Annotated in this window: 15 protein-coding genes and 1 tRNA gene; 7 read left to right on the top strand and 9 right to left on the bottom strand. The window is 47.8% G+C overall.

Annotated features, from left to right (window positions below):
• Window positions 1–4: 4 nt before the first annotated feature.
• The 5 genes from ACQ4M5_RS17240 to ACQ4M5_RS17220 all read right to left on the bottom strand — a co-directional run bounded on the left by ACQ4M5_RS17240 (window position 5) and on the right by ACQ4M5_RS17220 (window position 3654).
• A complete protein-coding gene (locus ACQ4M5_RS17240) occupies window positions 5–607 on the bottom strand; it encodes a Uma2 family endonuclease (protein ID WP_430676881.1) in 603 nt (200 codons plus the stop codon).
• A gap of 72 nt (window positions 608–679) precedes the next feature.
• Window positions 680–2404: an ABC transporter ATP-binding protein gene (locus ACQ4M5_RS17235; RefSeq protein WP_430676880.1), complete on the bottom strand. Its 1725-nt coding sequence runs from the start codon at window positions 2402–2404 to the stop codon at window positions 680–682.
• A complete protein-coding gene (locus ACQ4M5_RS17230) occupies window positions 2401–2631 on the bottom strand; it encodes a DedA family protein (RefSeq protein ID WP_430676879.1) in 231 nt (76 codons plus the stop codon). Before ACQ4M5_RS17230 ends, ACQ4M5_RS17235 begins: the two co-directional genes overlap by 4 nt.
• A gap of 175 nt (window positions 2632–2806) precedes the next feature.
• On the bottom strand, window positions 2807–3433 hold the full coding sequence (locus ACQ4M5_RS17225) for a DedA family protein (RefSeq protein ID WP_430676878.1): 627 nt from the start codon (window positions 3431–3433) through the stop codon (window positions 2807–2809).
• A gap of 148 nt (window positions 3434–3581) precedes the next feature.
• Window positions 3582–3654, bottom strand: a tRNA-Arg gene (locus ACQ4M5_RS17220).
• Between the two features lie 233 nt (window positions 3655–3887).
• Between ACQ4M5_RS17220 and ACQ4M5_RS17215 the strand changes: the two genes are divergently transcribed.
• From ACQ4M5_RS17215 to ACQ4M5_RS17205, 3 genes are all read left to right on the top strand, one after another.
• Window positions 3888–4556 carry an Npun_F0813 family protein gene (locus tag ACQ4M5_RS17215; protein WP_430676877.1) on the top strand — a complete coding sequence of 223 codons (669 nt, stop codon included), beginning with the start codon at window positions 3888–3890 and terminating at the stop codon, window positions 4554–4556.
• Window positions 4557–4583: 27 nt separating this feature from the next.
• Entirely contained in the window at window positions 4584–5624 is a 1041-nt protein-coding gene (locus ACQ4M5_RS17210) for a hypothetical protein (RefSeq protein WP_430676876.1), read from the top strand.
• A 78-nt stretch (window positions 5625–5702) separates the two neighbouring features.
• The gene (locus ACQ4M5_RS17205; RefSeq protein WP_430676875.1) at window positions 5703–6563 is read left to right on the top strand and encodes a hypothetical protein; all 861 of its coding nucleotides are present in this window, start codon (window positions 5703–5705) and stop codon (window positions 6561–6563) included.
• Here ACQ4M5_RS17205 and ACQ4M5_RS17200 read toward each other — a convergent pair.
• Window positions 6560–6793: a DUF1049 domain-containing protein gene (locus ACQ4M5_RS17200; protein ID WP_430676874.1), complete on the bottom strand. Its 234-nt coding sequence runs from the start codon at window positions 6791–6793 to the stop codon at window positions 6560–6562. The two genes, ACQ4M5_RS17205 and ACQ4M5_RS17200, sit on opposite strands and share 4 nt — an antisense overlap.
• Before the next feature lie 171 nt (window positions 6794–6964).
• A complete protein-coding gene (locus ACQ4M5_RS17195; RefSeq protein WP_430676873.1) occupies window positions 6965–7957 on the bottom strand; it encodes a ribose-phosphate pyrophosphokinase in 993 nt (330 codons plus the stop codon).
• 402 nt (window positions 7958–8359) lie between these two features.
• Between ACQ4M5_RS17195 and ACQ4M5_RS17190 the strand changes: the two genes are divergently transcribed.
• Entirely contained in the window at window positions 8360–8818 is a 459-nt protein-coding gene (locus ACQ4M5_RS17190) for a GatB/YqeY domain-containing protein (RefSeq protein WP_430676872.1), read from the top strand.
• 30 nt (window positions 8819–8848) lie between these two features.
• Here the strand turns inward: ACQ4M5_RS17190 and ACQ4M5_RS17185 are convergent, their stop codons facing one another.
• Complete coding sequence (locus tag ACQ4M5_RS17185) at window positions 8849–9535, bottom strand: Nif3-like dinuclear metal center hexameric protein (RefSeq protein WP_430676871.1); 687 nt, start codon at window positions 9533–9535, stop codon at window positions 8849–8851.
• Complete coding sequence (locus ACQ4M5_RS17180; protein ID WP_430676870.1) at window positions 9532–11082, bottom strand: metallophosphoesterase family protein; 1551 nt, start codon at window positions 11080–11082, stop codon at window positions 9532–9534. Before ACQ4M5_RS17180 ends, ACQ4M5_RS17185 begins: the two co-directional genes overlap by 4 nt.
• 314 nt (window positions 11083–11396) lie before the next feature.
• On the opposite strand from ACQ4M5_RS17180, the gene ACQ4M5_RS17175 reads away from it, so the two are divergent.
• From ACQ4M5_RS17175 to cysK, 3 genes are all read left to right on the top strand, one after another.
• The gene (locus tag ACQ4M5_RS17175) at window positions 11397–13127 is read left to right on the top strand and encodes an iron uptake porin (protein WP_430676869.1); all 1731 of its coding nucleotides are present in this window, start codon (window positions 11397–11399) and stop codon (window positions 13125–13127) included.
• Between the two features lie 129 nt (window positions 13128–13256).
• A complete protein-coding gene (locus tag ACQ4M5_RS17170; protein ID WP_430676868.1) occupies window positions 13257–13709 on the top strand; it encodes an RrF2 family transcriptional regulator in 453 nt (150 codons plus the stop codon).
• Window positions 13710–13743: 34 nt separating this feature from the next.
• Window positions 13744–14709: a cysteine synthase A gene (gene cysK, locus ACQ4M5_RS17165; protein WP_430676867.1), complete on the top strand. Its 966-nt coding sequence runs from the start codon at window positions 13744–13746 to the stop codon at window positions 14707–14709.
• Window positions 14710–14721 lie beyond the last annotated feature (12 nt).

The raw sequence follows: 14721 nt of genomic DNA, 5'->3' as shown, positions 1-14721 counted from the left end.
CACTCTACCAAATTTTTGCCATTCGCAGCACGAATCCTGGTAGCTCTGGATCACCACTCACTGTCTCAGGCTGCTCTAAAATTTCAGGCGCTCGATCTGGGCGATAGATGTGAACCGTAAAGTTTTTACGATCGATCAAAAACCCTAGAATTGCTCCATTTTCGATATATTCCTGCATTTTGGCTTGCAGTCCAGTTAGCGTATCGCTTGACGATCGTAGCTCGATTACAAAATCAGGACAAATTGGTGCGAATGAAGCTTTTTGTTGATCGGTTAAAGCATTCCACCGTTCTAAGCGAATCCAAGAAGCATCAGGCGATCGTATTGCTCCATTCGGTAGTGTAAATCCAACACTCGAATCGAACGCTTCACCTGTTCCACCTTCTTCAGCCCAGTTTCCAAGCTGAACCGTAATCTTAGAATTTCGATTGCCTGTTTCCGAAAAAGCAGGCGGCATAATGATCACTTCTCCCGTTGCCGATCGCTCAATCCGTAAGTCTCGATTGGCTTGGCAAAACTCATAGAACTGCTCATCGGTCATCTGAACCAATGCTGGAAAGCTAACCATTAAGGGAATTTGCTCAGTTTGAATTAGTAATGTCGTCATTTATCCCTGCTCCTGGTTAAGTTCAGCGCTTTCACAGTTCGATTGTGATTTAATTCTAGAACTTGCAATGGTTTAACTAAACTGTTGAGCATAAAACCGAGCATACCGCCCACCTTCAGCAATTAGTTCGTGATGGGTTCCCGCCTCAACCACGCGCCCTTTTTCCATCACCAAAATACGATCGACTCGTCTCACTGTCGCCAACCGATGCGCGATGATAAACACTGTTCTTCCCTGCATAATTCGCTCTAAAGCTTCCTGGACGAGCGCCTCCGACTCCGAATCCAGTGCAGAAGTCGCTTCATCTAGAATCAGAATTCTTGGGTTTAAAAGAACCGCACGTGCGATCGCTAATCTCTGCCGCTGTCCTCCAGACAAATTCACGCCCCGTTCCCCCACCCAAGTCTCGTATCCGTCGGGAAACTGGCTAATAAACTGATGAGCATTGGCAATCTTCGCTGCTGCTTGCACTGCTTCTAGATCAAAATCAATCTGTCCGAACGCGATATTTTGTGCGATCGTACCTGTAAACAAGGTCGTCTCCTGTGGCACAATCCCGATCTGATGCCGCAAACTCTTTAGCGTCACATCTCGAATGTTCGTGCCATCAATCCAAATATCACCTTGTTGCGGATCGTAAAAGCGCGGAATTAAATTCACCATCGTGGTTTTTCCCGCTCCAGATGCACCGACTAACGCAACCATTTCACCGGGCAATACGCGCAAATTCAAATCTTGTAAAACGGGACGATCGGGTCTGTAAGCAAAGCTGACATTCTCAAACTCAATTCTGCCTGTAACGGGTGGCAACTCTTGAGCGTTGGGACTTTCTGCGATCGACGGTCGAATCTGCATCAATTCAAACACGCGATCAACCGAAGCTTCTCCCTGCTTAAATTCGTTATAGTTCAACGTCACGGTACTAATTGGCTCAAACAACATCGCCACCGCCGTTACGAACCCAACAAAGGCATCTGGGGTTAAGTTACCTTGAGCAATCTGCCAAGTTCCGACCAGTAGAAGAACAACAATCCCGATCGCATCTAAAAAACCTTGAACTGGATACTGAATTGCTCTGAGGCGTTCTGTCGCGTATCTCGCTTGTCGATTGCGTTCCGAACCGCGACGAAACTGTTCGATCGCATAATCCTCTGCCGCAAATGCCCTGACCAACCTTACGCCGCTCAACATCTCAATCAACAGCGCTGACAAATCTGAAATCCGGCTCTGACTCCGATAAGATAACTTCCGCATCTTCTCGCCAAACCAAGCAGTCAAAAATGCCAGTAGCGGAGCCACAATGAACGTCGCCAACGTCAACTGCCAATTGAAATAAAGCATCGTGCCCAACATCGCCACCAGTTTCAGCACATTCGGCACAAACTGACTAAACAGCTTTTGAACGACTTCCCCGATACGATCGACATCTTCGGTCAGTCGATACGATAAATCCCCAGTCTGCACTGTTTCAAAATACGCCAAACTCAACCGCTGAATATGAGCAAACGTGCGATTTCTCAATTCCATCGCGATCGATAATGCCGCCTTTGCAATCAGCGTTTCTTGCCCGTACTGTGCGAGTTTCTGTGCACCCCAAATCAGAATCACATAGCCTGCCGTTTCTGCGATCGCGGCAATTCGCCCTTCACCGATAAACAGTGCCATTTTCTGGGCAAAAAACGCAAGAACGGGCCATGTCACTGCAAAGACTACCGCACACATGAATGCACAGGTCATCGTGCGCCACTGAGGACGAATATAGGGAATAAGCTGCCAGTAGTTAGAACGCTGTTTCAAGGTCGGTTGGATTTATGTTCCTGGTAGATGTGAAAAACAAAGGGCAAGAGCGAAACCACGATAATCACGAGCACGATCGGCAAAAGAGATCGATCGACATCTGGAATCAGCGCACCGAGAGAATATCCCATAATCGTGAATCCAAACGTCCACATCAACCTCCCAACCACATTAAACGAAAAGAACGTCCAATAGTTAATTGCCGCAATTCCAGCCATGGTCGGCATACATCTTGCAACTACGATCGCTTCGCTTTTCGTCCGTATTTATCGTAAAACCCCTGAGCCGACACAATATGCTTCTTGTGAAACAGCCAGGAGTCTTCTTTCTGGAAGAGTTTTCGCCCGAATCTGTTCCCCGTCCAGTCGCTATTCAGCGTAAATTCCCAAGTTCCGATAAAAATTAGGAATTCTTACGATGCCGAACTAACCAGATGATGAACGAGATCGCTAACACACCCACCACGATCTTAGATACCGGAGCTAAATACTCATCAACTAACCGATAGTCTAGATTTGCTTTGCCCAATTGATATCCAGCATAAGTCAGCGCAAATGTCCAAATCGCTGTTCCGATCGTCGAATACACCAAAAACGGCATCAGGCGCATTCCACTAATCCCCGCAGGCAACGAAATCAGCGTCCGAATTCCCGGAACCAAGCGCCCAAACAAAACTGCTTTTGTTCCATGTCGATGAAACCAGCGATCGACTTTATCAATATCGTTTCCCGTCACGCCGATCCATTTTCCATATCGATCGGCAAGTTCCCGAATCCGCTTTTCTCCGATGAACAGCCCACCGTAGTACCACAGCAGCGTTCCCAAGACCGTCCCAATCACACCTGCCAAAACCGCATACTGAAAATTCATCTCTCCCGGATTTTTTGCCACCGTAAATCCTGCCAGCGGCATAATCAGCTCTGACGGAATCGGCGGGAATAAATTTTCCATAAACATCAGAAACCCGATTCCCAAATAGCCGAGGGAATTCATCGTACTGATAATCCATTCCGTCAATGCTGCACTCATGCGGGATGTCCTTTTGTTGGGGTGAACTGAAGCAACTTAGCTGCGATCGTGCGATCGCTCAGACTAATCTTATGAACTTTTATGAAACTTTTACGCGCAAATTCAACCCCATCCGCGAAACTTCACGACGAGAATGCAATTTAGAAAGCGGATCCTATTGGACTCGAACCAATGACCGACCGCTTAGAAGGCGGTTGCTCTATCCACTGAGCTAAGGATCCAGGCGGACATTTATTAATATAACGGCGGAAGGCAGATTTAAAGCAACTAGAATTTTTCTGCCTAAACTTGTTTTTTATCAAGCTCATGTAAAGTTAAGCCATCAAACGGGGAATTCAAGAAAGTGGGTACACCTTATTCGGTGATCCCTTGTGAAATTCAGTATCAGTTGAGTCTTTCACAAGTATCATGGCGAACATTGCTCTGCCCCCTACCCTCTAACCTGAGCCGCTTTATGTTCATTCTGAAACGGCAGGATGTTGAAATCAGCAGCATTCAGCACCCCAAGCGCGACCAAAAAGTTCCAATCCTGTCCTATCAAGGGCAGACCTTTCGATTGATTCAAGTCTTCAACGCGGGACAGGAAGAGGATGCGCGATCGTTCTGGCGCGACTTGACCGACAACCAGGGAAAAGCCTGTGTCCTCCTCGAAGAACCAGAGCGCTACAGCGTTTGGGGCAAAGTGCGACTGGATCAACTGGGAATTGAAATGCCCGCTCAAGAGAGCGGAACCGTGTCTGCGGTGTTTACTCAAGCTTGTTTACTGATGCTGCAAGCGATGTACATTGACATCGAAGACCTGATGGGCACAAAACAAGCGGCATCCTTTGAGCGCGATTTAACGGGCATCTTTCAGCAGTGGCGGTTTCCTCAAACGGAGTCTCCTACTGCGGTAAAACAACTCCTCACCGTGAATCCGCTCAACAGCCTGCAAACTCCGACTTGGCAAGAAAGCTTACTGAATGTGTTGCTTCAAGAGCTTCATCGGCTCGGCAAGGCATATTTTGGAAAATCTGCGTTTGTCGGTCGAATCCTCGACGCGCTCCAAGACTTGCCCCAAAGCGAGCGCACTCGTTTCTTGGAATGGCTGAATCATTCTCCGACTGGAAAACTTTGGTCTTAATCTCTGTCCCCTTGTTGAAAAAATACTATGAGCAGTTCAGCGAGTAAATCTCAATCGAAATCCGTTTCCGTTCAATCGATCGTGTTTGCAGAAATTCTGTTAGCCGTCGCTGCCTTACTATTTTTCCTACTCTTTAGCGTTCCTGATCCAGGACAAGCTCGCCCAGATTGGTATTCGTACGGTGCGTCCGCTTTCGAGGTTATTGCGTTCTTTAGCGCAGCCTTATTGTGCTTCAGAAATTGGAACAGTCCCCAAATTGTCAGCGGTCGCCGCGTTTGGTTGGGAATCGGTCTCGGAATGCTTTGTTATGGCATGGGAACGATTTTGTTTACCTTCTGGGAAACGTATCTAGGACGCGAAGCCGATGTTTCTCTCGGTGATTTCTTCTACGTGCCTACTTATCTCTTTTTGTCATGGGGCATGATCATGGCGTTTGCCGATCGACGATTAAATCTCGATCTTTGGCAATGGGTCACGGTAGGCGCGATCGCGGCTGTCAGTATCGCGTTTGCAACCTGGTTGACTCTGAAGCCTGATACGCCAACTGCGTTCTTATTGGGTGAACCTGCGATCGCTCAAACCGCTCCCACTAAACCCACTCCTAGAGCAACGATTTCCCCTACGGTTCGACCTTCTCCAGTGATCACTCCTGCTGCGACTCCGAAACCTGCTCCGGTCGTTGAACAGAAGAAACCTGAACCCGCCAAAGTCGATAACGCTCCAGAATGGGTGAAATTAGTTGAAGATGCACTAGCACCGCTCAAACCGTTCCTCGATTATTTCTACGTGCTTGCGGATGTTTTCATTCTGATTATTGCGACCACGTTGCTTTTAGCCTTCTGGGGTGGACGATTCTCTCAATCTTGGCGCATGATCGCCGCTGCCGCTTTCTGTCTCTACATTGCTGATATGTGGTTTAAGTATGCGACCACTCGACTTGAGAACTATCAGAGCGGTGGACTGGTTGAAATCTTCTGGATTTTCAGTGGCGTTCTGTTTGGAATTGGAGCAGCACTGGAATACGATCTCAGTCGATCGCGTCGGGGTGGATCGCGCCGTCGGGCATGAAGATTTGTCCGGCATCCCTCATTCGATCGCGCTCAGCATAGAATAGATGAGTAATTGCCGCCCCGCGATGAGTTTTGCATGAGCAGACTGACTGATACAGATAAGACCAAAATTATTGACTCGTACCGCAATACTGGAGAAACTACCCTAACTCTGGCTGAGCAGTATGGTGTCAGTAATACAACGATAAGCCGGATTTTGAAAAGCAGCTTGTCGGCTGAAGAATATGAAAGTCTGATTCAGCAAAAACGCAGTGCATCACGGGGTGGAGCAAAAACGGCAACCGTTGAAGCTCCCGCCGTCCAAGGAAATCTGCTCGAAACTCCTGAGCCAGAACCTCCAAAAATTGAAGAACCTGTGGAAGTGCCCGTCGTTTCCTCGAAGCCTGAACCGCCTCGCCGAGTCAGAAAGCGATCGAGCGCAGTCGAAGAAGCGCCTCCCGTGGAGGAAGTTGCTCAGGTTGTTGAAGCGATCGCAGAAGATTTCACACCCACTCCAAGCGAAATGCTGGACGAAGATGACGAGGATGATCTTGATGATGATCTCGATGATCTTGACAGCTTGGACGAAGACGACGAAGACGACGAACCTGCGATCTTGCCCTCGATTCAATTGAGTGCAGCGGAGTTCATTCGAGTGTTACCAATCGCAGAAGCCGCAATTCCAAGAACGTGTTATTTGGTCGTCGATCGCTCTGCGGAATTGGTCGCCCGTCCTTTGAGCGAATTTGCCGAACTGGGTCAAATCCCATCTGGAGAAGTCGAAGAAAGAACGCTTCCCGTCTTCGATAATCACCGAGTCGCAAAGCGTTTTTCAAATATTCGGACTCAGCGCGTAATCAAAGTGCCCGACAGCCGGATTTTGCAAAAAGCGGCACCTTATTTACAAGCAAAAGGCATTACGCGCTTGTTAATTGATGGGCAAGTATACGCCCTTTAAACGTCGTCGCCCTGACCCGGTAAAAATCCGAGAAGGGGCTGTACGATCGCAGTTCCCAAAATTCCGAGCATGACGCTGAAAGCAATCACTAGACCGAACGGCAGTTCGATCGTTTGAAAGGTTAAAAATCTCAGCGTGATGGGAGCCGCGTTCTGGATGGCGATGAGTGCGATCGCGCCTACCCAGACGGCAAAAATACAGGCAGTAATTAAAGTGGCAAAACTTCTCATGGAATTTCAGGAATCGAATGATGAGGAACTGTAGACATAATCATCAGCCGCGAACTGATAAATTTTCATCCTTGTGAGACATTTCCATAAACGGGTCGATCCTTAAGAATCCACCCGTTTTTTATTATTTTAAAACCCGCTGATCGGACTTGACCAACGGGTTTCTAATTTCTATCGGAACAGGCTACTCACTGAGTTATCTTCGTGAATTCGCCAAATCGTTTCACCAATCACACTCGCAACTGAGAGAATCTTCAACTGCGGGAAGCGGTGCTCTTCGGGAATTGGAATCGTATTGGTCACGATTACTTCTTCGAGATAGCCGCTAGATAATCGCTCGATCGCAGGTGGAGAAAATACGGCATGAGTCGCACAGGCATACACTTGACGCGCTCCTTCCTTCCGGAGAATCTTCGCGCCTTCTAGAATCGTTCCAGCCGTATCGATCATGTCATCAACCAGAACCGCCGTTTTACCTCGGACATCCCCGATCACATTCATCACTTCTGCAACGTTGTGAGCCTGTCGCCGCTTATCGATAATTGCCAAAGGCGCATCATTTAAGCGTTTCGCTAAAGCTCTGGCTCGTGCGACTCCACCCACATCGGGCGAAACGACCACCAAATCTTCAAGCTGTTTGCTAGCAATATAATCGACCACCGTTGGAGAACCATACACATGATCCATCGGAATATCGAAATAACCTTGAATCTGAGCAGCGTGTAAATCCATTGCCAGAATTCGATTGGCTCCCGCCTGAGTAATCAGATTCGCGGCGAGTTTTGCCGTAATCGATTCGCGCCCAGCCGTTTTGCGATCGGCTCTTGCATACCCGTAATACGGTAAAACTGCCGTCACTTGTCGAGCGGATGCCCTTCGACACGCATCGATCATAATCAGCAGTTCCATCAAATTATCGTTCACAGGTCGGCAAGTCGGCTGAATCAGATAGACATCACAGCCGCGAATCGACTCTTGAATCTGGACATAAAGCTCGCCATCCGCAAAGTGCTTTTGCACCATTGGACTCAGATCCATTCCTAGATATCGGGCGATCTCTTGCGAGAGGGGTACGTTTGCCGTACCAGACAAGAGGCGCAGACGATTGTTATCAGGAATCGACGGCAGAGCAGAGGGAGGAGATAGTGTTGCAGAACGGATCACGTCAAGTCCTCGAACGCATTCAACGCAATATTAACACCGCGACTTTTGTTCATTGCCCTTGGTTTCGCGGATCTCAAGCATTCGTAAATGGCAAATGATTTTGCGAAATATTTGTTTAAGACTGAACCAGCAATAGTGTACAGACGATTGATTTTGACAATCTTCATCCGATCAGGTGAAATGGGTGCTGGGGGAGAAAAGCAGAATAGAGTCAAATTCAGTCAGATGTATTTATTGCAACTTATTCTGCCAAATTTATTCACGCTTCGCAATCATTTTTTGGATGTTATCGATCGTTGATTTATTTTTCAATTTTGTTGCGTAGAATACAAAACTATGCGATTGGGCGAATTCCCGTGTCTGAGCTATGCTGAGAAATCCAGTGACGCAAGGAAACGAGCTATGAGCCTGAAAGACCGCATTACCGAAGAGATTAAGACCGCGATGAAGTCTCAGGATAAGGTGCGGTTGGAAACGCTGAGAAGCATCAAGAAGGTGCTGCTCGAAAAAGAAGTGAGTATGCGTCCATCGGGTCAAACGGAATTGACCGAGGAACAAGAAATCGAGGCGTTGTCTCAAATTGCGAAACAGCGCCGGGATTCGATCGAGCAATATACCAACGCGAATCGCCAAGATTTAGCTGATAAAGAAGCAACAGAGTTGGCAATTATCGAGACGTTTTTGCCCGCGCAAATGTCGGATGAAGAGGTGGAAAGCGCGATCGAGCAAATTATCGCTCAGGTAGGGGCAACTTCCGCAAAGGATATGGGCAAGGTGATGGGTCCTGTGATGCAGCAATTGAAAGGCAAGGCGGACGGGAAGAAAGTGCAATCGATCGTGAAGGCGAAATTAGGCGGTTAAAGTGTCGAACAACTCGATCGAGAGCAGACTTCAAATCAATACAACCTGCAAACCTGACCATCGCTCTTTTAACACTCCCGACAAAGCTTTCAATCCCCATTGTTCCGATCGACGATGCCCCACTTCAATCACATTGATTCCAGTTTCTAACACCGCTGACTTTGCCGACACTCGAAACTGTCCGGTGATATAAACTTCTATGCCTTGATCGGCTGCCGATCGCACCAAAGTTTCGTTCATCGCTCCAACAACAGCAGCTTTTCTGACAGATTCTCTTTGCGCTAACACTGATTCGTATCCACCGAAAACTTCTCGAACTTGCTGGCAGTATTGCTCAACCGTCTGAGGTGAAACTTCTCCGATCATTCCAATCGATCGTCCCGACTTCTCTCCAAACGATCGAACATTGATCATCAACAATGTTTCCATCAATCGTAAGTTGAATCCTAATGTCAATCGCTCATCAAATGGTAAATGATAGGAAACAACACCGATATTAAATTCGGGATCAAGCTGCCAAGGTCGGTGAATAAACAAGCTATCAATTCGATGATTTTTGATCCAACGATCGAGATTTGGAATTGGCTCTAACATCAATCCCAACCGTTGAATCGGTCGATCGTTGGCGCGATAAATTCCGCCTCGCTCCTCTTCGGGATAGTGATCCACCTGAAAAAAGCGATCGAGAAATTCAATCAATGACTGTTGTGTAATCATCCGATCACAATCGGGTCAAGTGCTCGATCGTTCCATTGTCGCTTCGACCATTCCGACACGTAGGGACGCAGAATAAACTTCACTGGATCATCTGCGGTGACATCAATTCTAAGAAACGAATACGGTCGTTGTTTGTTGCTTCCTTGTCCGGTTCGTCCCACAAATAACTGTGACTTTGCAACAATCTTTTGTTCTGAGTCAATTTGCTCTGTAATCTCAGTACCTTCTTCTCGCTGTCGTCGCAAACTATAACCACTTCCACCACAGACAATCCAATTGATATTTGAGTCTGCGTGTCCAGTATCGACAGTTCGCAAATACTCAAAGCAATGAGCATGACCATTCAGCACTAGATCCACAATCGCTCGACCTTTGAGATCAATCTGCTTCACCACATCATCAAACACTTGCCGCAAGCGATATCGAACTGCAAACGTTTGTGCCTGGTACCATTTCGTTGCTTCAGTCACATACGGCGGATGATGGAAATAAATCACTCGTCCCCGCACTTCAGTGTCTTGCCAAGATTGAATTAAGCGATCGCGTAACCAATCCAATTGTTCATAATCGACTGCTACTCCTGATTGAGGGTTAAGCTGCTTGTCGATGTCGAGTTGAATCTCTTCAAGTTGTTGCAACTTCACGCGCATATCATCAGCTTGATCCGATTGTTCAGGCTGATTCACATCTAATTGCGTAATTTCTGTCATTAACTGCTGCATTTCTTGTTCGATTTCATTTCGTCGATCGATCAAAGTTTGTCGATCGTTCTTGTCTGTTGAAGGGACAACTGGCTCATTAATCGTATTAGAATCGAGCGCGAAGAAATCAATCCCACCGTAGCGAAAGGTGTAATACCGATTCGGCAATCGAGTGAATGATCCCGGTTCGTATTTCAAACAGCGTCCCGTCGAAGTTTGAGCCGTGTAATGTTCATCGAGATGCGCCCCTAACTTACCTTGTTGATCCGCAGTCGATAGCACGTCCATGAACGCCTGCGCGAATGCTCTTCCTTGATACGAACCATGAAAGCGAATATCAAAATCAATCCGCGATCGTAAAATTCGTCGTACTGGGTAAGAAACTTGCGCCAATACGCCATAAAAAATAGGAAGATCATAATAATCATGATTTCCTAACACTGGAAGAAATGGCAGATTAAATACCATTTGATCAAACGAAATCTTACTGGGATGATCGCCACCCACAATAAATTCCCGATATGGGTTAATAAAGTTCTGCGGATAAAACTCGCTTGAACCTACGAGATAAATTACATCACCCGTATGCAGAATAAATCGACACTCATCCTGGTGCGCCAACATCTGTTCGGCAATTCTGCGTTGCGGAGAATGTCCTGGATGTCGTCCTGATCCACTATCGCCAATCACCAAAAACGAGAACGCATTCTGTTCTTGATCGTCATCAATCACTAATCGAGTTTGATCAATCTGTCGATCGATAATCTTCGGATTACGCCATCTCACGCGCTCCTGCATTTTTTGAATCTTGAGCGATGTTGCTGGGTCTGATACGAATCTCATCATGAGCGCTAACCATCTTTCACAGAACCAAAACTAATCCTAACGATCCTGGCTTTCAATGCCATCGACTTCAGAAAGATTTTCTCTACAAAATTCGGCGGAAGTTTTCATGAAGTTACGGTAAAGAGTTTTATGTATTGCAGATCACAACAATCGGCACAATCCAATTGAACCAGTGGATCTTCTGATGGATAGGAATTTTCAATTACTCCAGAATAAAGATTGTACTAGACTATACTGTTGAAGACGTTGTACTCTGCCTACTGAAGTAGAAAAACAGCGTTCTTTAGTTCGATGGTGTGAATACGGAAGTGATCATGGCTAATAATTTGTGGAAATCGCTGCTGGTGAATCCAGTGTTACTCAGCGCTACGCTGACTGTCTCCGCTACGATCGGTGCTGCTGGACTAGCAAGCGCATCCGAAGTTAAAGAAGTTAAAACTGAACCGACTCAAACAATTGCCTCACTTGACCAGATCAACGCTTACGGCAACGAAGGGACGACCGCAGCCAACGACGCTGGACAAGTCACCTCAGTGTCTCAGCTTTCCGATGTCCGTCCGACCGATTGGGCATTCCAAGCTCTCCAATCTCTCGTTGAGCGCTACGGATGTATCGCAGGTTATCCCGATCGTACTTATCGTGGAAACCGCGCTCTGACTCGTTTCGAGTTCGCCGCTGGTCTGAATGCTTGTCTCGATCGCGTCAACGAACTGATCGCCGCTTCGACCGCAGACTTGGTTAAAAAAGAAGACCTCGCAACCCTGCAAAAACTCCAAGAGCAATTCGCCGCAGAATTGGCAACGATTCGCGGTCGCGTTGATGCACTCGAAGCTCGTACCACGACTTTAGAAAGACAACAGTTCTCAACCACGACCAAACTGCAAGGGGAAGCAATCTTCGCCATCTCCGGCGCACAAGGTGATTTCAAAGCCGTTGGAACCACCCCGGCTGGTGGAGTCGCAGCACCCTTTGGTTCTGCTGACGTAGACGATAACACCACGTTCAGCAATCGGGTTCGTTTGAGCTTGAGAACGAGTTTCACGGGTCAAGACAACTTAACCACCCGGATTCAAGCTCGGAACATCACGGATTTCGGTGTCGGTAATGCCGCTGCTCCAGGTGCAACCGGAACCAACATGGCTCGCTTATCCTTCGAGGGTGGCGGTGCAAGCGGTAACTCCGCGATCGTCGATAAATTGTTCTATCGTTTCCCGATCGGCAACGGCGGAAACATCACGATCGATGCCATCAACGGTGAGTTCTACAACAACGTCAATAACTTTAACCCCTTGTTGGCAAGTGACGGACAGGGATCGATCTCGCGCTTTGGTCGCTTCAACCCGATCTATCGTCAAGGTGGATCACCTGGCAACGTCAGTGGCGCGGGTGTGACCGCAAATATTCCGTTTGGAAATGCGTTGACCTTATCGCTCGGCTACATTGCAGATGAAGCGCAAGACCCATCGGGCGCTCGTGGCTTGTTCAATGGATCGAATGCAGCCCTCGCTCAACTTGCTTTCCGCTTTGCTCCGGGTGCAGAAGTCGGTTTCACCTATGTGCGTGGATACGATCGCGGTGGCAACGTTTCAGCAACTTCAGCAACGGGTAGCCGTTTGTCTAACGCTCCGTTCGGTGGCGGTGTTGCTACTTCAACCGATAACTTCGGTTTGCAAGGAACCTTCCGTATTACGCCGAATTTTGTGATTTCTGGCTGGGGCGGTTTGACGAAAGCGAATGCTGAATCTGGTCTGCTTGCGGGTGAAGATGCAGATATTCTTAACTGGGCAGTAACGCTGGCATTCCCCGATCTAGGAGGGAAGGGTAACATGGCGGGTGTCATCTTCGGGATGCCGCCGAAAGTTACTAATGCTAGTTTGACAGCAGAAGATCCAGATACTTCGTTCCACTTGGAAGGTTTGTATCGTCTGCGGTTGAGCAACAACCTCTCGATCACTCCGGGTATTATCGTGATTTTCAATCCTGAGCACAATAACGCAAACGATACCGTTTACGTTGGTACGATCCGGACAACCTTCTCGTTCTAATTCCATCTCAATTTGATGGTGAGCCTCGTCGATCGACGGGGCTTTTTTGATGACATTTAGAAAACCTACAAAACCCTAGTGAGAAACCGGAGTATACTAGAAGAAAGCCTGTTAACCTGATCCCAGAGAATGCCCGTGGAGATTTCCTGTAAGAGTGAGTACGCTTTATTAGCGCTGATTGAATTGGCAGTTGCTTACGAGAGTGGCGAACCGCTGCAAATTCGTCAAATTTCGGCTCAACAAAACATTCCCGATCGATATTTAGAACAACTCTTGGCAACGCTGCGTCGAGGCGGAATTGTGCGATCGCAGCGCGGAGCCAAAGGTGGATATTTACTCGCGCGGGAACCCTGGAAAATTACTCTGTTCGATGTATTAGCATGTTTAGAAGGATTCGACAATCAGCCGATCGATCAGGAAAGGGCTTTGAAATCTGGTAAAACCCTAGAAGGGTCAATCGTCTGCGAGATTTGGCAAGAAGCGAACGAGGCAGCAAATTCGGTGTTTCAGAAATATACGCTGAAAGACCTGCGTGAACGTCGCGATGCTCGTCGCCAACTCGATTTCATGTATTACATTTAGGTTCTCGATCGCGTCTTTTACCCCCATTCGTCTTATGCGTATTGCCCAGAATGTGACTGCTTTAATTGGACACACGCCGCTTGTCCAACTGAATCGTATTCCTCAAGCTGAAGGATGCGTCGCTCGAATTGTGGCGAAACTCGAAGGAATGAATCCCTCTTCTTCGGTGAAAGACCGGATCGGGATCAGTATGATTTTGGCAGCCGAGCGCGAAGGATTAATTGCACCAGGGAAAACGGTGCTCGTGGAGCCGACTTCTGGAAATACCGGAATTGCGCTGGCGATGGCAGCAGCAGCGAAAGGGTATCGGCTGATTTTGACGATGCCTGAAACGATGAGTTCAGAACGGCGAGCCATGCTGAGAGCGTATGGAGCCGAACTCGAATTGACTCCCGGCATTGAAGGGATGGCAGGTTGTATCCAACGAGCACAGCATATTGTCGATACGACTCCGAATGCTTATATGCTGCAACAGTTCCGCAATCCCGCCAATCCTCAGATTCACCGGGAAACGACCGCATCGGAAATCTGGGAAGACACCGAAGGCGAAGTTGATTTCATCGTGGCAGGGATCGGAACGGGTGGAACGATTACCGGAGTTGCGGAAGTGATTAAGCAGCGTAAACCGAGCTTTAAAGCGATCGCGGTTGAGCCGTCAAACAGTCCCGTTCTTTCCGGTGGACGACCTGGACCACACAAGATTCAAGGGATTGGAGCCGGATTTGTGCCGCCTGTCTTGAACGTCGATTTGATCGATGAAGTGATCGCCGTTTCGGATGATGATGCGATCGCTTACAGTCGCCGGATGGCACGAGAAGAGGGATTGCTTTCCGGAATTTCTAGCGGCGCGGCATTAAAAGCAGCGATCGAGATCGGCAAACGTCCTGAGAATGCTGGCAAACTGATTGTGATGATTCAACCGAGCTTTGGTGAACGCTATCTCAGTACGGCACTGTTTCAAGATCCTGAATTAACCATGCCTGCGATGTTGAACGGCTAAGAGGGTGCTTGA

Source organism: Leptolyngbya sp. AN10, from assembly GCF_050565645.1.
Classification (GTDB): Bacteria; Cyanobacteriota; Cyanobacteriia; order Leptolyngbyales; family Leptolyngbyaceae; genus Leptolyngbya.
The sequence above is the reverse complement of the archived record's forward strand: the minus strand, read 5'-3'. Positions and strand labels throughout refer to the sequence as shown.